Annotated in this window: 11 protein-coding genes; 4 read left to right on the plus strand and 7 right to left on the minus strand. The window is 40.4% G+C overall.

Features of this window, described 5'->3' with window-relative positions:
- From AY601_RS10560 to AY601_RS10570, 3 genes are all read right to left on the minus strand, one after another.
- A complete protein-coding gene (locus AY601_RS10560) occupies positions 1-2,364 on the minus strand; it encodes a GumC family protein (protein WP_068400380.1) in 2,364 nt (787 codons plus the stop codon).
- Between the two features lie 24 nt (positions 2,365-2,388).
- Positions 2,389-3,198, minus strand: coding sequence for a polysaccharide biosynthesis/export family protein (locus tag AY601_RS10565; protein ID WP_068400383.1), 810 nt, complete (start codon positions 3,196-3,198; stop codon positions 2,389-2,391).
- 113 nt (positions 3,199-3,311) lie between these two features.
- Positions 3,312-4,040: a tyrosine-protein phosphatase gene (locus AY601_RS10570; RefSeq protein WP_068400386.1), complete on the minus strand. Its 729-nt coding sequence runs from the start codon at positions 4,038-4,040 to the stop codon at positions 3,312-3,314.
- Between the two features lie 824 nt (positions 4,041-4,864).
- Here AY601_RS10570 and AY601_RS10575 point away from each other — a divergent pair.
- From AY601_RS10575 to AY601_RS10585, 3 genes are all read left to right on the plus strand, one after another.
- A complete protein-coding gene (locus tag AY601_RS10575; RefSeq protein WP_232324731.1) occupies positions 4,865-6,220 on the plus strand; it encodes a BamA/TamA family outer membrane protein in 1,356 nt (451 codons plus the stop codon).
- 120 nt (positions 6,221-6,340) lie between these two features.
- Positions 6,341-7,510 carry an RsiV family protein gene (locus AY601_RS10580; protein ID WP_068400389.1) on the plus strand — a complete coding sequence of 390 codons (1,170 nt, stop codon included), beginning with the start codon at positions 6,341-6,343 and terminating at the stop codon, positions 7,508-7,510.
- Positions 7,511-7,536: 26 nt separating this feature from the next.
- Positions 7,537-8,100: an HD domain-containing protein gene (locus AY601_RS10585; RefSeq protein ID WP_157287852.1), complete on the plus strand. Its 564-nt coding sequence runs from the start codon at positions 7,537-7,539 to the stop codon at positions 8,098-8,100.
- 167 nt (positions 8,101-8,267) lie between these two features.
- Here the strand turns inward: AY601_RS10585 and AY601_RS10590 are convergent, their stop codons facing one another.
- Together AY601_RS10590 and AY601_RS10595 are read right to left on the minus strand one after the other, a co-directional pair.
- The gene (locus AY601_RS10590) at positions 8,268-9,881 is read right to left on the minus strand and encodes a Na+/H+ antiporter (protein ID WP_068400395.1); all 1,614 of its coding nucleotides are present in this window, start codon (positions 9,879-9,881) and stop codon (positions 8,268-8,270) included.
- A 79-nt stretch (positions 9,882-9,960) separates the two neighbouring features.
- Positions 9,961-10,656 carry a DUF2461 domain-containing protein gene (locus AY601_RS10595; protein WP_068400398.1) on the minus strand — a complete coding sequence of 232 codons (696 nt, stop codon included), beginning with the start codon at positions 10,654-10,656 and terminating at the stop codon, positions 9,961-9,963.
- Positions 10,657-10,870: 214 nt separating this feature from the next.
- Here AY601_RS10595 and AY601_RS10600 point away from each other — a divergent pair, with 214 nt between their 5' ends.
- Positions 10,871-11,206: a cupin domain-containing protein gene (locus AY601_RS10600; RefSeq protein ID WP_068400401.1), complete on the plus strand. Its 336-nt coding sequence runs from the start codon at positions 10,871-10,873 to the stop codon at positions 11,204-11,206.
- Positions 11,207-11,243: 37 nt separating this feature from the next.
- On the opposite strand, the gene AY601_RS10605 is transcribed toward AY601_RS10600, so the two are convergent.
- Both AY601_RS10605 and AY601_RS10610 read right to left on the minus strand, forming a co-directional pair.
- On the minus strand, positions 11,244-11,639 hold the full coding sequence (locus AY601_RS10605) for a tetratricopeptide repeat protein (RefSeq protein WP_068400404.1): 396 nt from the start codon (positions 11,637-11,639) through the stop codon (positions 11,244-11,246).
- Between the two features lie 100 nt (positions 11,640-11,739).
- The gene (locus tag AY601_RS10610) at positions 11,740-19,197 is read right to left on the minus strand and encodes a non-ribosomal peptide synthetase (protein WP_068400407.1); all 7,458 of its coding nucleotides are present in this window, start codon (positions 19,195-19,197) and stop codon (positions 11,740-11,742) included.
- Positions 19,198-19,217: the final 20 nt, after the last annotated feature.

Here is a 19,217-nt window from a genome sequence, read left to right on the forward strand (position 1 = left end):
TTAAGATTTGAATATTTTTTTAAACCACTTTTTATTTTTATCGTCTGGCGCATCGTAAGAACCATAGCCGTAACCATAGCCGTAACCATAGCCATAGCCGTAACCGTGACCATCAATGTCATTGACAACAATCCCAACGTTTTTCATCATTTCGTTCCTGCTCAGATCTTCCACAATATTCAATTGTTTTTTAGCAGTGAAGTTTTGTCTCACTAAGTATATACAAGCATCTGCATGGGCAGACATCAGCTGCGCATCAGCAACGATCCCTATAGGAGGGGCATCTATAATGATATAATCAAACTGTAATTTAAGTTCTTCAATCAATTCTTTAGTCCGGTCATCCAATAACATCTCTGCCGGATTTGGTGGCACAGGGCCTGAACTTACGATCGATAAATTTTTATGGATACTTAAAGGTTTTACTATATCCTTAACAGTTAAATTGGTATCAATAATGTAATTGGTGAACCCTGAATCGTTTGGGATATCCAGTTTGGCTGACAGGCCGGGCTTACGCAAATCAAGTTCCATTAAAAGAACTTTTTTATTGGAAAGCGCCAGTACATTCGCCAGGTTAATCGCCACAAAAGACTTTCCTTCTCCTGCCATACTTGAAGTGATCAGCATAACCTTTGCATCTGCAGCTTTCATGTAAAAGTAGAGGTTGGTCCTTAAGGCCCTGAATTGTTCAGAGACCGCAGACCTGGAACTATTGGCCACAACAAGGTTAGTACCTTCTTCGTTATGACTGATTTCTCCGATCACAGGAACTCCTGTTACCCGGCTGATATCTTCTTTGGTCTGGACCTTATCATTTAAGATATCTTTCAGATAAATAACTGAGATCGGAATAAACAAGCCAAGGAAAAGACCAACGATATAGATCATTGCTTTTTTAGGACTGAATGGTTTCACCTCTGATTTTGGCGGGTCAATGGTTCTGGAGTTCGAGATGTTTGAGGTTTTAGAAATCGCAGTTTCTTCACTTTTCTGCATCAAAAAGAGGTAAAGCTCTTGTTTGATTTGCTGCTGACGTGCTAAATTCAAATAATTACGTTCAATTTCCGGCACTCCGCGGACCTGAGTTTCAGCCTTTTTCATTTGACTGCTTAACTTATCCCTGGTAATGGTAAAAGCGTCCAGTGTGGTTACCAGATTGGCTTCAATGTCGGCCCTTGCATTTGCAATCTCCTTATCCAGTATAATAATCGCCGGATTGGCTTCAGTGATGCCGATTAATCTTTTTGCTCTTTCAAGGGTAAGGGTATTGAATTTTTCTACAGCCCCGCTGAATACTAAATCTGCCGGTACTAAAGAACTTGGTAAAACGCGTTTGTTTTTCGTCCCGTCTTTTAAGTATTCCTGCAAACTTTTAAGAATGCTGATCTGTGTTTCCATTTTACTCAGATCACTTACATATTGTCCTGTAGTCTGCACTAAAAGTTTAGACTGCTCAGTCATATCTGCCAGGTTATTCTTTTGTTTAAAGCCCTGAATATTGCCTTCAAGGTCACCTAGCTCTCTGCCTATAAAATTCAGGCGGTTCTGAATAAATTTAACCGTACTGTCTGCGATTTCATTCTTGTCTTTCACATTTTCCTGAACATAGCTTTCAATCAGCTTATTCAGAATATCCTCTCCTTTTTTTGGTATGGGGTGGTTCAAAGAGACATCGACAATAGTAATCAGCTTATTCTTAACCTCAACAGTAAGGTCTTCCATCATATCTGCTACTTTCGTATCGACAGAATTTATGTTTACATTATAGTTACCGTATAAATCTGCAACTTCAGTATTCCTGGTCACCAGGATCGTTCCTACCCTGGGCATTTTAAAGGGCTTACCAAGAGTAACCAGTGTATCTAGTTTTTTGGAACTGATGGCGATCTGATTATTTTTCAAAAGCTCAATCCCTACATTGGTTTCTTTAATGGTATCTTCTGCAGAGATGATCCTCACCTGAACTGGTGATTTATAAAGCTCGGTATTTTTGACTCTTCCTTTTCTGTAATAGGTAATATTAAGGTCCATGTCTTCTACAACACGCTCCATTAAATACCGGGTCTTTAAAATTTCAGCTTCATTATCAACCGTGCTTTTTGCACCTAATAATCCACCCAGGTCTCCCAGCAGGTCACTTCCTGCCATTAGTCCGCTACCCTTTTTTTCATCATTTACCAGCACTCTCGCAGATATTTTATAGCTCGGTGTCTTATACCTGGCATACAACACAGCTAAAGTAACACAAATTAATAAAGAGAATAAAATCCAATACCAATTGTATAATAAGCGTGATATAATTTGCTTTATATCTAAAGCATCATCTTTTTGTGATATCCTGTTTTCAACTATCTTGTTCATTGATTTATACTAAAAGGTGAGCGACTAAAGTCTTGAAAACAAGACTATTAAAACTGAGAGCGCAGTCCCGATAATTGCATAAGTCTGGGTCCTCGCCTGGTTTAAAGAAGCAGCTTTTCCTTTGTTAGGCTCTACGTAAATGACATCGTTTTGTTTAAGGTAGTAAAAAGGGCTGTTAAATAACTCAGAAGAATTTAAATTAAGACGCGCGAATTCCTTTTTGCCATTATTATCCCTGATAAGCAAAACATTTTCACGTCTGCCGAATATGGTCAGATCCCCGGCTAAACCTAAGGCATCCAACACGCTAACTCTCTCATTTGGCAATACATACGAAGCAGGTCTTCCAACCTCACCTAACACGGTGACCTTAAAATTAGCATAACGCACCTGCACATTCGGGTCTTTGTAGACAATTGCAGCTTTTTCTTTAATCAGGTCCCTGGCTTGAAAAGTAGTCAGACCACCGATCTTTACTTTGCCAACTATAGACAGGTCAATCTCCCCGTTTTTATCGACCAGGAACCCCGAAGCAGGTGGTGTTGCGACAATTCCTCCGGCTGGCCCGGGAATAGTGCTCAACGCCTGGGTACCTACCTGATTGACAACCATAGAAGTGGCCGGATCAATAGTGAATATCGAAATGGAAAGAATATCATCAGGCTGAATGGCTGGCTCTGTGAAAACTGCTGTATTCGCTAATACAGATTTTTCTGAGGACGTGATGTCCTGGAAGTAAGGTACATTTTTTGTACTTGCACATGATGTAAAAAGCAAAGCCAAAAACAGGATTGCACTGTTTCTGATTCTACCATTTTTAAAACTTCTTCTCATAGGTGGATAAGGCGTTTTTAACGGGTTATAATTTATAGGAGTTTATTTGGGCTATCATTGGAACTATATATTCTATACGCCCTGTATGAATATATAAACGTTTTATCTTCCTTTCAGGAGAAAATATCCTTGTTTTTAAACTCATAGTTACCTAGTTTTTTATACAAAGCACCACTGGTAATTGCAGCTGAAAGGACACGTAAATGCTTGTCATGATGCAAGTCTGTTGCAGCAAAATCATAAAGTTTATTTTCCAGCAGATATTCGGATACGCGTTTTACTTCATTCCCATAATATCCACAAACAGCTAATAAATTTAACTGGAACATCACCCCCATTTCTTTATATCTGTTAAATCTGGCCAGATGTTTATGATTAAAGGAATAGCGCTCGGGATGCGCAAGAATAACATGATAGCCAAGGATCTTCAAATCAAAGATGACCTGATCAATTCCAGGTGTTTCTGAGAGATAAGACATCTCAATCAAAATATAATTTCCCGGCAAACAAAGCAACCCTTCTTTAGCTTGAAAATTTTCATCTATCATATATTCTGCTGCCGCACTAATATCTATCTCTAAACCAGCTTTTTCCAAACAAATTTTCACCTCCCCCAAAGCAGAAGAAATAGTATTCGCATCATTTGGATATAATTCCTCAAAAATATGAGGCGTGCAAAGGAATTTACTAAATCCCAAATCACTTAACTGCTTAATTAAATTCAAAGATTGCTGAGCATCAGGAGATCCGTCATCAATTCCTGGCAATAAATGGGAATGGATGTCAACACCCAACCATTCTATATCCTCAACTCTATTTTTTTTCTTAAAAAAGGTAAACATACTTTATAATATAGTATTTCGTAAGGGAATAAGAATGTAGTTTCACTAACATCAGATTAATACCTTATGTTTTTTAACGAAAGTACAAATTTATTCATACATAAAATGATTTAGACGTTAAATTATTGTGTTTTTTTTATCAACTAAAGGTACAACGGTTAAAAAACAAGCACTTAAAGTCGATATAAAATTATATTCAGTTACAAAACATGATGCTAAAAAAAAAGAAGGACTAAATAGCGGCATTAAACGTAGAATAAGACAAAAACTTATAAAAAACACATTTTAAACACTTTAAACAATATAAAAATCAATTATTGACTCCTGAACATCGCGCCAGCAAATTCTCAGCCTGGCAGGAAACGGCTTCTTTAAAGACCAGGCCCGAATTCCCCGCACAACTTAAAGGAATACCCACTCAGGAGCATGGATAAGCCATAAAAATCAAACAGAGAGCCAAAACCGGATTTCAACAAACACCTTTAGTTAATTTATTTCAATTATAATATATTTAAATATGAATATTTTATTTTTTATTGAAATTATATAAACATATAATATAAAAATAATTTAATTAATTAAAATCATTCCCCTCAAACAATTGAATAAGAAGAAGATCAGCGTGGATGAAGGATGTTTATAAGCTGCAACGCAAACTTAAAATTTCACCTTTCAACTGTTTTCTAAATGCTTTTTAATTAATTCATAACTGCTTTTTAATTACTTTCCAACTGCTTTCTAACAAATAAATAGTTAAAGCATCAAACATTATAATGATTTAAGGGTTTAACATTTACAGTAAGTACTCCTAACGCCATTATAAATTGGAATTCAGACATACAGCAAATCAAATAGAAAAATACAATTATAACCGGATAAAATTCTCTATACTATCCAGATTATTTTTATCTGCCGGATTTATAACCTTAAGCAGCCTTGCTTATAGTCAGCAAATAAAGCCTGCTGATTCCTTGAAAAAGGATTCTTTAGCTGCTGCAGTAAAACCAACAGACTCCACCTATAAGCAATATGACATAGCTGACTTATTCAGAAAGGTGTTACACCCCAATAGAAAGGTAAACCCGCTGCGTAAAAAATCAGGAATCACGCCAATACCTAATGTTGCTTATAATCCAAGTATTGGAGCGCAAATAGGTATTAAGGCTGTGGCTGGCAGAGTATTAGGAAGCGAGCCGAATACATTGATGTCTGTAGCGGCCACTTCGGCTTCTATCACAACTAAAGGCATTATTTATTTTTATATTAATCATAATATTTATACTCCCGGGAATAAATGGAATTTTCAGGGGAGCCTGGTTGCCGCAAAAACTGTAACACCCGATTTCGGATTAGGTATAGGAAATAATCAACCTGGAAGTGTAGAAGATGAGGCTCTGTTAAATCCAGATCGCAAGGGCTATGTATTGCATGCCCAGTATTATAGTTTCAAAGAGAAAGTATATAAACAAGTGGAAGAAAACTTATTCGTGGGCGCTGGTGTATCATTTGATATTAGAAGAAAGATCGAAGACAGGACGACAGAAAGCGAGTTAACACCCTATAATATTTACAGTGACCGTCATGGATTTGACCGTGATCACTATAGTTCAAATGGGCTGCTTTTCAATGTTCAGTATACGACACGTGACAATCAGAACAGGGCCTACAAAGGGATTTATGCAGATGCCGGCATCAGAGTAAACCAGAGCTGGATAGGCAGTACAAAAAATGCCGTACAATTCACAACCGATTTTAGAAAATACTGGAGTCTTTCTGCACGTAATCCCGAACATGTAATTGCGTTCTGGAACTGGGGATCGTACCTTGCAAGTGGAGCAATACCCTATTTGGAATTACCAGGAACGGGTAAAGATCCGGCTTTCCGCAGTGGAAGAGGATACACCATAGGCTATTTTAAAGGTACTAATTATAACTATTCAGAATTAGAATACAGGTTCCCGATTACCAGGAATAAGTTTTTGAGTGGCGTTACCTTCTTTAATGTACAAACGACCAATGATGAGCTGGGAACAAAAATATTTGACAAGTGGCAACCTGGGGGCGGTGCGGGTTTACGTGTGTTATTTAATAAAGCGACAAGAACAAACCTATGCCTTGATTACGCCTTCGGAAATTATGGTTCAAGGGGATTCTTTTTGGGATTAAATGAGGCGTTTTAGGCATTCAAAGAAATAAAGTTTTAGGCATTCAGATAAATAAAGTTTTAAGCATTCTAATAAATAAAAAGAAAAACAAATAGCTGAAATTTATTTATTTTCACAAACTACAGCTATAAACCTATGAAATTATTCTTATACACTATTGGTCTGTCGGCATTAATTGCCGGCTGTCATTCCACAGAGAAAAAGACACCTGCTGCTGATACCACTGCTCAGGAAGCAGTATCCCGCCGGATAGCAGTCCAGGAGCATCTTCCGAAAAGCTTTTACAAAAGATTCCAGGGGATTATTGGAGAACGGAATGTAGTGATCAACTTAAGCCGCACTGGAAACAATTTTACAGGTACTTATGATTACAATGGTACTCAGGTGAATTTGATAACTGATACTGTTATTAATCAGGACAGTATCATTCTGACTGAGCGTGGTCTTGGAGATTGGTATTCAGACGAAACTCCTGCCGGACCAAAATTACACTTAAAATGGACAGGGACAGTTTTAAGCGGCTTGAGAGTACAGAGTAAAGAAAAATCAAGTATCCGTCTGGAGGAAAAGTATCCTGAAGGAAGTTATAGTTTTAACATTGCCAGTTATCAGGATTCTATCAAAGCGCTTCCGAAATTAAAAGATTCACCTCAGGCAGTGATCAGTTATGAATATTTAATGCCAGCAGGAAAAACGCCAGAGGTATTGTGGCTGGACAAACAGTTCAGGAATATCATAAAAATACTAAATGCACCCTCTTGGGACGCGGGTATAAAAGCTGAGGCAAAGAGTTATCTGAATGCCTACAGAACTGAAATACCCGATATGAAGGATGAAAAAGGCAAACTGGGCGCTTCCGCAAATTATTCCAGAGCTCAGCAACTCTTTATGCAGTATAATGGTGGAGGCTTCGCCATTGTTAAACATCTGGTTGACGATTATTCGGGCGGTGCACATAATAACTATGGAACTACATTGTATTGTTTTGATGTGAAAAATCAAAAACATTTAGTGCTGGCTGATCTCGTCAATATTGATTCTGTGTCTTTACAAAAATTAGTAGAAAAGAATTTCAGGATACAATACAAAGTAAAACCAAACCAGGCATTGACAACGCAATTATTCGATGATCACCTGGCTGCCAACAAGAACTTCTTTTTTGATACCAGCGGCATTGCATTTTTATACAATCCTTATGAAGTGGCTAGTTTTGCGCAAGGACAAATTGTAGTTTCTGTTCCTTATAAGGATTTGAAGAAATATCTTAATCCTTCTTTTGTTAAAAGAATGGAGCTCAATTTATAACCATATCTTATAATTAAATACAATGATTGAGAAAGATAAATACAATGACTGAGAAAGAGCCTGTAAAGATGGATTATAAAAGATTATTTAATGAAGCCCGGGAATTTGCAGTAAAAGCACATGGTGATCAGAAATATGGTGTATCTCCTTATGAAATACACCTTGGAAATGTAATTAGCGTACTGATGCGCTTTAATGTTGAGCTGGGTAATCCATATCATCTGAATCTGTTAATTGCGGCCTGGCTGCACGATGTACTGGAAGACACCGCAGTGACCAAAGCTGAGCTGGAAGAGAAATTCGGGGCAGTAGTTACTGCTATTGTCTATACGCTGAGTGATGATCAGGGAGCCAGCAGAGCAGAAAGAAAAGTCAACTTCTATAAAAAGATAGCTAAAAACGAAGATGCCATTATTGTAAAACTTGCGGATAGAATTTCAAACGTTGAATTTAGTATTATCCATGGCAATGAGCGGAAATTTGAAATTTATAAAGTTGAACAGCTGAAATTAGAAGAAGTATTAATTCCGGTATTAAAATCACCCTTAGGGCTTGAGCTGTTAACCTACCTCAGAAAATTATTAAAATAGCATACTGATCTATTTTATTTCAATTGTTTGAATTTGAAGCAGGTTTATAACCCGATCGTCTACATGAGCAAGTACTTTTACCTGAGCTCCCGGGTTTTTATCAAAAGTATACCATTCCTAAAAAACAGTCTCACATCGGGTAACCATCAAATTCCCCTGGTATCAGGTTAAAAAAGATTACCCTTAGTACTCAATTCTTCCAGATCGAGCCTTCTTTCTTCTTCCCTGATAATGTCATCATCGTAATTCCTGTCATTTTTCAAAAGATGTAATTCATCCCGTTGAATATGAATCAGATCCAGCATAATTTCACGATAGACTTTCAATTCCTGTTTATCAATTTTACCCGTCCGGAAAGCTTCCAGGTTATTTCTTTTACCAGTCAGTGAGTTTTCCAGTTCAGTCTTAAAACTCGCCATCAGCTCGTTATGAATACATTGAAATTGGTAGGTTTTTTGTAACCTGATCAGTGACTTATCAATTAACCGCAGTTTGATTTGTGCACTTTGCTCCTGCTCTGGTATTTTATAAGTATTGACAGGTATTTTTAATATTTTGATCACATAAGGTAAAGATAATCCCTGAATAACCAAGGTAACCAGGATGACAACAAAAGTGATAAACAGGATTAAGTTCCGCAGTGGAAATGGTGTTTGACTATTGAGCATCAATGGTATAGAAAGTGCAGCTGCCAGGGAGACCACACCACGCATGCCTGCCCAGACGATAACAACCGAAGAATGCCAGGTCATGCCCTGGTAACGGATCCTTGTTTTCTTATTCACTAACCGGGTAAACCTGCTGGTTGAAAATAGCCAGAAAAACCTGACAAATAAAGCGAGTATACTGATTCCGACTCCATAAAATATTGCTGTTTTCAGTGGATATTCTGAACCCAGGCCTGCAACAATATCCGGTAAGGCCAGACCGATTAAAATAAACACCACTCCATTCATCATAAAAGTGATTGCAGACCAGACAGAGTTGACTTTAAGTCTGGAATTCGGTGTTAGAATCACATGTGACTGGCTGCATAAAAATAATCCTCCGGATACAACTGCCATCACACCAGAAACTTTGAAATGCTCGGCTACGATATACATGAAATAGGGAGTAAGTAAGGTCAAAGCAGTATCGATGTTTTCGTTGGTTGGCAGCCAGCGGTGAAGTGCATAAAATATACAGCCTATGGCCAGGCCGGTTAAAATTCCAAACCCGGCAACGACAACAAAGTTCAATGCCGCATCCTGAAGTACAAAATTTCCAGTAACTACTGCAGCAAGTGCAAATTTGAAGACAATTAAACTGGATGCATCATTGACCAGGCTCTCGCCCTCTAATAAAGAATTGATGGTTTTAGGAATTTTAATCCCCTTTAAAACAGAGGAAGCTGCTATAGCATCTGGTGGTGAGATTATTCCGCCCAGTAAAAAACCAAGCGCCAAAGTGAAACCCGGAATAAAAGCGACAGCAGCATAAGCAACTGCGACAGAGGTAATCAGCACCAAGCCTACGGCCATTAAGAAGATTGCACCCCGATATTCCCGGAAATCTTTCCAGGAAGTAGTCCAAGCAGCTTCATATAACAAGGGAGGCAGAAAAAGTAAAAAGATGATATCCGGATCAACTGTAAGATGTGGGATTCCAGGAATAAATCCTATAATTAAACCAGCCAGGACTAAAAATATAGGATAAGAGATTTTCAATTTATGACCAACCATTACCAGAATGGTTACCCCTAAAAGCAAAACAAGGATTAAAATAAGGTTTTCATGAAGCATCGTATCCCAGATTATATCTAAATATATATTATTCTGAGATAATCCTTATCAAAAAATGCGCGGTATCAAGGCTTCAGGTTTATAGTCCGTTGATATCAGTTGTCAATATTTCACTCATGTAATCAAAAAATGGACGCATATTTTTGAAAGTCTGTCCAGCCAGTTGTAAAAAATCTTCACTCAGCACCTCTTCATCCGAAAACTTCCGGATCAGCAAAAATTGTTTGTAGCGTAAAAGGTCAATGGCCTCATCATTGGCATCAAAACCTTTGGGTGTCGTTTTGAGCCGCTCACCTTTTAAGGTTTCAAAGGTTGAGGTAAAGGATTGACTGCTTAAGATTTTCCTGAGCGGAGCAGCATCAAAAGAAATCTCTTGTCTGATTCGTTTCAGGTCTTCTGTGGATGGCCCGAAGAAACCACCGGCAATATAACTGTTCCCTGATTCAAGATGGAAATGATATCCTCCTCTGCGGAATTTTCCTGCACGGCTGAAACTGCCGCTCCAATGTGTTTTATAAGGAGTTTTATCTTTGGAGAAGCGGGTATCTCTGTAAATACGGTATAAACTTTTTTTTCCGGAAGCGGTTTCAATAACATCGTGCGTATTGAGTTCTTGTAATAACGCATCTGCAAAATCTTCTAGCTGCGCCTGCTCTTTTTGAAATTCATCTTTATGTAAACTGAACCATTCTCTATCATTATTTTGCCCTAACTTCTTTAAAAAATCAAAGTTTGAAGGATAAAGTTTTGGTTGTTTTAACGTAAGTTTTTCCATTGGTATTGATTTCAATCTGAATAAACGGCTTATAAGCTGAGCAACTGGCTGGTACAAATATAAGCGGTGTCAGAAACTTAAACTCCATAATTAAGTAAATTTTACACCTCACCCCATAGCTGGATCCAGTATTTTTTTTAGGTTTACGCCATGGGTCAATGGAATACCCATTACCCCATTATTATATATACACACCGCTCACACAAAACACATTATGAACAACCCTATTTTTCACCATTTTTCGGATATAGAAACTAAAGAGCTATCACCTGGTTATTTATCAAAAATTATCCATACGGATAACAATACAATTAATTTTCTGGAGGTAAAAGCAGGAAGTGTTTCAGCAATGCACCAGCATATTAATCATCAATGCGTGTTCGTTATTGAAGGGCAGTTTGAATTGACTGTTAATGGGGTATCAAAAGTATTGGATACGGGTACTTTCGCTATTGTCCCACCAAATGTTATTCATGGAGGCAAGGCGATTACCGATTGTAAACTGATAGATATCTTTGATCCGGTACGGGAAGATTTTAAATTGTTATAATCCGTTTTGGTTGTAACAGCTGAAAACAGGTACCTGGCTAATATCCCTGAGGATCAAAATAGGCTGCTATAGTTAATTCATCAGCCTGGAAAGCTTCAGCTTTTTTAAACCATAAATGAGCATCTGCCCTGGTCTGAGCTGAAATATTCAGCATTGCGATCGCTATATTCAGGTATAAATTGCGATCAGCCGAGCCAATCGATTCAGCCTTTTTCAAAAAGGTCATGGCTTCTTTATATTTTCCCTGGTCAACTTGTAAAGCACCCATATTGATCAGCACCGAAGTATTTTCAGGAAAATCTGCTATTAAAGTAGCTAAAACATCCCCGGCCTGTTTCAACTGTACCTTTTCATTTGGCCAGCCCCAAAGGTTACCGTTCAATTTCTTGATCAGCTTTAATCTTTCAACCAGAGAGTCAGCGGTATTTTCCATGCAAAGTAAGTTTATAAAATCCGGTTGCAGAAAAAGCCACAACCGGATTATTGCAATATAACTGTTCCTTTGAGTTTAGCCAAAAGGACAGCAGCGTCTTTTACATATCAGTATAACAAATGATATGCGTTTTTAAACAAGCAGCTAACGCCAAGGCCTCTTTATTTTTCACCAGATTAAAATGATTTCCCGGAGCGGTATAAACAACCGTATTTGCGGCATGCTTTTCCCAGCCTAAACCGGATTCATAACCTGTCCAATCTTCCTGTTCAGCTTTGACAACGACTGTTAAAGCTTTCACGTCACCATTGACCAGGTAATCCAATTGTACATTGGTAAATTGTAAATCGAGCAATCTCAAAATAAAAGCGACATCTTCATTTTTAAGTCCAGACTTATCAGTCAGGAAATCAGCTACAAATCCTTTCAGTTCCTGTTCAGGAATTCCCGCCACAGCAGTTAAAAATTCAGCTGTCCACGCTGGATAAGGGGCCTTTATCAAATGATAATAACTGAGGATCTCCAATAACGCATTTCCCTGATCTTCAACAGGCTGAAGGTTTCGTTTTAAGACAGCTGCTGCATCTAAAATAGCCAGCAGATCTACTTGCTCTCCTTTACGTTCCAGTTGGAGCGCCATTTCATAAACTACCTGTCCACCAAAAGAATGTCCGATGAACCGGTAAGGCCCTTCTGGTTGTACTGACTTGATCCATTCTATGTTCATTGCCGCAATTGCTTCTATACTTTCCAAAGGCTTTTCACCTTTAAACAGCCCCATCATTTGCAAACCGTAAACCGCACCACTATCCGCTAATCCTTTAGCCAGTTCATCGTAACCATCGCAGATTCCATCTGAGCCCGGTATTATAAAAACAGGTTCATCCAAACGGCCGGAATTCAATAAGACAAGATGTTCGTTCCCTGTTTGATAAAACTGTCTTTGCAACATGCGGGATAGCGTATTGATGGTCGTATTGACCAGCAAGTCTTGCATTTGCACCTGATATCCTAACTTTCTGATTGGGTTCATTACCCGCATAGCCAATAAAGAATGGCCACCCAAATCAAAGAAATTATCATGGACACCTACAGGGGATACCTGAAGCAATTCTTCCCAGATAGCCACCAAATTAGCTTCCAGCTCATTTCTGGCAGGGACATAACGCTGACTTTGACGCATTAAGGCACCCGCCGATGGTAATGCTTTTTTATCCAGCTTGCCATGTGAGGTCAATGGCATTGCTTCCATTTCTACAAATACACGTGGCACCATATATTCAGGTAACTGGGTTTCCAGATAGGACACCAGATGATCCTTCGCAAAAGAACCTGCTGGAACTACATAACAAACCAGCTGATTACTGCCCGACTCATCGGCACGGGTAAGCACCACAGATTGACTGACAAAATCGCTCTGTTGAACAGCATTCTCAATCTCCCCAAGTTCAATCCGGTACCCCCTTACTTTAACCTGATCGTCCATACGTCCGATAAACTCAATATTTCCATCAGGAAGCCACCTGCCGATATCACCTGTTTTATACAAGCGGCCACCAGCTTTATTTCCAAAAGGATCAGCGACAAAACGTGCTGAAGTTAACTCCTGCTGGTTCAGATAGCCTCTGGCTACACAAGAACCACCAATACAGATTTCTCCCGGTACGCCTGCGGGCAATAAATTCCCTGCAACATCCAGCAAATAAATCTGTACATTCTCCACTGGTTTGCCGATGGGCAGGTAATCTGCTTCATTCCAACCTTTCTCAAATTTATAAGTAGTCGCAAATACCGTACACTCCGTTGGTCCGTAGGCGTTGTAAAAATCGAGCGAAGCATATTCCGTCCAGCTTTGTGCCAATGGAATTCCAGAGCGCTCTCCCCCGGCAGTAATATGCCTTAAACTTGATGGAACCTGATCTGCGGGTATATTCCTTAAAAATCCCGGTGTAGCCAGCATATAAGTAACCTTTTCTGCATTCATGACCGCTATAACAGCATCAGCATCCAGCTGTACCTCTTTTGAGATTAAAACCAGCCCGGCGCCATTCAGCAAGGCCATAAACAGCTGTTCAACAGCAGCATCAAAGGTGTAATTTGAAAACAACAAGACCCGGTCATTATTGGTAAGCGTCAGTTTTTTCTGCCAGCCGAAGACCATATTGTGAACACTTCTATGTTCTATCAGCACACCTTTTGGCTTTCCGGTGGAGCCCGAAGTATAGATGACATAGCATAAATGATCAGACTGAAGCGCAGTTGAAACCGGTGCTGAAGATTCCTGATTGATTGTTCTCCAGTCCTGGTCCATAGCAACAATACATATATCTTCATGGAATAAAGCACGGTGATGGGAACTGCTGACTACTAGCTGCGCCCCGGTATCGGCCAGCAAATAATTGATGCGTTCCTGAGGATATTCCGGATCTACCGGCACATAAGCACCTCCTGCTTTCAAAATCCCCAGTATACCGATAATCATGTCCAGAGAACGCTCTATACAGATGGGCACCAGCATATCTTCCTTTACGCCCATCGAACGTAAATAATGTCCGAGTTGATTACTTTGCAGGTCAAGCGCGCTGTAAGTTAATTGCTGATCCTCATAAATCAGCGCAACCGCATCCGGGTGATGAGCCACCTGTAAGGCAAATAAATCTACTAAAGTCTGCTCAGTTGGATAAGCCACCTCCCCGGAATTGAAAGCTGATAACAAAGCTAGTTCCTTTGCCGGCAACACCTGAAAATCCGCAATACGCTGGCTATCATGATCAAGGTAAGCAGCGAGTACAGCATCAAAATAAACATGAATATCAGCTAGTGTTTTACCGCACTTAAGTTCTTTGCCCAACCGGTAATTTACAGCCATCACATTACCTGTAGTACTCACTGTACAGTCCAGATGTGTATTGGTGACTTCCGAACTTTCCAATTGCACAGAATCTGCTTCGGCCTGCAGATAATCCTGTTGCACAAACAAGCCTTCCAGACCATCCATCTGATCAAATACATGGAAATTAATATAGTTGAAAATCGTATCAAAGAAAGGATTACCGCTGGAAGCTTGCTCCCCAATCAATCTCGCAATTTCTGACAAAGGCACACGATCTCTTTCTTTCAATGAAATCAACTGTTGATCTATACGTTCAAAATAAGCCTTCCAGGTGACTTGCTGACCGTCTCCAATGAAACGGAAAGGGATTGTATTTAAAAAACAACCTAACACTTTATCTCCATCTTCGGTAATTGGACGGCCATTGGTCACCACCCCTACTGTAACTTCCTGCTCCACAGTCAGCATACTCAGCATATACTGGTAAGCGCCAAGAAACACACCCTTTAAACTCAGTCCATCTGCTTGGGTTTTAGCTTTTAGCCGATCCAGGTAAGTCACGTCGTAAACTTTTAAAAAGTTACCATCAATCACTGTATCCGTAAAAATATCCAGGCGTTTATAATCGGATAAGGACTGTACCCAGAATTCGCGGTTCTCTTCATTGCGCTTCTCTGCTATACTTTCTATGACAAAATCACGATAACTTGCTTTCAACAACGGCAAATCTACCTCCACGCTGCTTTCCATTTGTGCTCCATAGAGGTTATTCAATTCTGTCGCAAAAGAAGCCACACTCCAGCCATCCAGCATCGCATGATGGAACTGAAACAGCAGAATATGTTCTTTCAAAGTTTGGAACACATCCATCCGCCATAAGTTTCCCTGATGGACTTCAAAAGGGAGCTTCCGTTCTTCCGCTAAATAAGTGCCCAGGTAAGTACCAGGAGCTGCCTCTTCCAATACCCGGAGATCATGATATGCCACATGGATATCACCTTGTTTATAAACCACTTGTATACCTTGTGTATGGAGATGAAGGTCAAACCTGGTCCGCAGGATCGAATGTTTGGAAATCAGTCTTTTCAAGGCTTGTTCAAAAACATCCCGGTCTAACTCCTTTGGTAATTTAAACGTGATCTGATCATGATATATAGCCAGTTCAGGATTTAACTGAGAGGTGTAGACCATGCCGCTTTGAATATCACTCATCGGATAAATATCTTCAACTTCCAGTTCAGTATGCTGTTCAGTAAGCAGCTTTTCCAGTTGCGGAAGCAAATGTGAACGCAGGGCTTCCAGTTCGGCAATAACTGCCGCATGAACCGGCTCTGCCTTTGGACTGTCAGCATGAACGGTATTCCCCAAATCAATTAAAGCAGCTAAACTGCTGACCGTTGAACATTCGTACAGATCATATAAACGAATCGTATCATTGAATGCTTTACGCAATCTGCTGATGACCCCAATGGCAATGATAGAATCACCACCAAGCTTAAAGAAATCTTCATGAATACCCAGCTCTTCAATACCCAGTGATAATGCCCAGATCTCTTTTACTGTTTGCTCAGTTTCAGTTAGCGGCTTATCAATTGCTTGCGCGGCTTCGGTTCTGATGAGCTGAACGCTATTTGCGTCTGGCAATGCTTTTTTATCCAGTTTACCATTAGCCGTTAGCGGGAAAGCTTCTAATTCCAGAAATAGATGCGGTACCATATAATCCGGCAAACGTAATTCCAGCTCAGCGACCAGTGCATCCCGGTCAAAACTTTGTCCATTAGCTGTAATATAACTAACCAGACGTTTTTGGCCTGATTCATCGGCGGGTGCCAGTACTATACACTGGCTCACCAGCCCACTTTGCTGAATGGTATTTTCAATCTCTCCAAGTTCGATACGGTAACCACGGATTTTCACCTGATCGTCCCTGCGGCCAATAAATTCAATATTTCCATCAGCAAGCCATCTTCCAAGATCACCTGTCCGATACAAACGGCCACAACTTATCTTTCCAAAAACATCCGGAATAAACCGTTCTGAAGTTAGCATTTCCTGATTCAGGTAACCCCGGGCAACGCCTGCCCCGCCTGCATAGATCTCTCCGGCCACACCAATTGGCACTGGCTGTCCATAATTATCCAGCACATAAGCCTGCCGGTTTCTCAGCGGCCTGCCAATAGGGATATTACCTTCGTATTGACGGCCTGTTAATTGATAGGTCAGGGAAAAAGTTGTATTTTCAGTAGGCCCATATCCATTGATTAAAATCTTATCCGGATAAAACTGGCGGAAACGGTTAACATGTGCGACCGATAGTTTTTCCCCGCCAACCATAATCGAGGATAGTCCTTCAAACAAATCTATATCTACATCAACCAACTGGTTAAACCAGCCCGAAGTAAACCACATCACTGTGACCTTGTTGACTTGCAGTACCGTTTTCAATAAATTATTGTCCAGTAAGCTGCTGGCCGGACATAAGACCAGTCGTCCTCCGTTAAGCCACATCCCCCAATATTCAAATGTTGTGGCATCAAAAGAAGGTGAGCCTGCAGATAATAGCGCATCGCGGGAACTCAGTTTGATATAATTCGCACCAGAAATCAAGCTGACCACATTGCGATGTTCAACCAAAACACCCTTAGGTTGCCCGGTCGAGCCAGAAGTATACATGACATAACATAAATGATCCGGACGAATAGCTGCAGGTACAGCAGAAACCGGTTCCTGAGCAATGATCTCCCGCTCTCCGTCCAGAGAAATGATGCAGATCTCTTCATAACTATGCAACAATAAGCTGTTAGCCTCATTACTCAAAACGATGTCGGCTTTGGTATCTGACAAAATATAGCTGATTCTTTCTTGCGGATATTCTGAATCAATGGGTACATAAGCGCCACCAGCTTTCAGAATACCGAGTATGCCGATCATCATATCTACAGAACGCGGAATACAGATTGGAACTAGTGTATCTTCCCTGACCCCTGCGCTACGCAGGTAATGTCCAAGTTGATTACTCCGTTCATCGACCTCTTTGTAGGTTAACCGCTGATCCAGGTAAACCAGTGCAATCGCATCTGGAGTCTGACTCGCCTGTGCGGTAAATAAATCTACCAAAGTCTGGTCCTGGGGATAAGCTGATACTCTGGCATTGAAAGTATTTAAAAGCTCCTCTTCTTCTGATTTATGCAGTATCGGCAGCTGATCTATCCTTTGTGAGGGGGTAAATACAATAGCTTGAAGTAAGACCAGATAATTGCGGAACATGCGTTCTATTGTTGCTGCTTTAAACAAATCAGTACAATATTCCACCGCAACTTCAATTCCTGCCGGCCCCTCTACTGCAGAAATATTCAAATCAAACTGGCTTGTGGTATGGCCTGTTTTCTGTTCTTTTAACACCGCTTCTCCTAACCGGAACACCGGTACTTCAGGAATATTCTGCACGGTAAAAATCACCTGGTACAAAGGATTACGGCTCTTATCCCTTTCCTGCCCAACGGCCTCAACAACACGTTCAAAAGGTACATCCTGATTTTCATAGGCACCCAAAGTCGTCTCTTTGACTTGCTGTAGCAAGTCCAGAAAAGAAGGATTACCACTCAGATTACTTCTCAAAGCCAGTGTATTGGCAAAAAAGCCAATTAAATCTTCTAATTCCTGACGTGTCCGTCCTGCAATCACACTGCCTACACAAATATCATCCTGCCCGCTGTAACGGTAAAACAAAACTTTAATGGCAGCTAACATCACCATATGCAGTGTAGCACCTTGCTGGCGGGACAATAATTGTAAGCCCGCAGAAAGTTTTGCTCCAAGCGGGAATACTGCCATCGCGCCCCTTGTACTTTGTATGGCTGGCCGCGGATAATCACCAGGCAGTTCCAGTGGACTGATACCTACCAGACGATCCTTCCAATAAGCGATCCGGCGGCCCCAGTGTAACTCTTCTTGCGCACGCTGCCAGATGGAATAATCTCCATATTGCAATCCTGGTGCAGGAAGTATGGTTTTTTCACCTCCTGTATTCATTTGGTAAAGAGAAACCAGTTCCCTGATCAGTATCGAAAGAGACCAGCCATCTGCTGCAATATGATGCAGAAGAATGACCAGCACATGTTCCTGATCCGAGATGCGGATCAAATGTCCGCGCAGCATATGATCTGTCCGGAGATCTATACGGGCTGCCGTTATCGAAGCCAGCAGTGTAGTGAGCCCCGCATCTCCTCCCTGATAATCGGCTATCCTGTTTAAAGACCAGCGATCTTCCTCTAAAATAACCTGAAGAGGATGACCTGCAGCATTCTGCCGGATTACCGTCCGCAAAATTTCATGGCGGTTCACCACTTCTTTAATGGCCAGCTCCAGTGCATCTGCATTAAATTTCCCTGACAAGCGGAAGTACATTGGCATGTGATAATGCGTACTTCCATTGAGCTGGTCAATCATCCAGAGGCCCTTTTGGCCATAAGACAATGGAATCTCCTCATGCCCCGCTCTGACTGGAATTGGTGAATGATCAAAATCATCAACAGCAGACAGGTCATTACGTAAAAACTCAATGATATCCTGTTTATGTTTTTTTATTTCCTCCAGCAGTTCAGGATCAATCTGCGTCTGCTCCCCTAAGTCAAGTTTAAGATTATCTTGTTCAAGAAAAACAGAAACACCGTTATTTCTTGCTTTTTTCAACACACCGACAACCTCGTTAAAATCCGTATTCATAGCTATTTATTTAGGTTATA

The sequence above is a fragment of the Pedobacter cryoconitis genome, from assembly GCF_001590605.1.
GTDB classification, from domain to species: domain Bacteria; phylum Bacteroidota; class Bacteroidia; order Sphingobacteriales; family Sphingobacteriaceae; genus Pedobacter; species Pedobacter cryoconitis_A.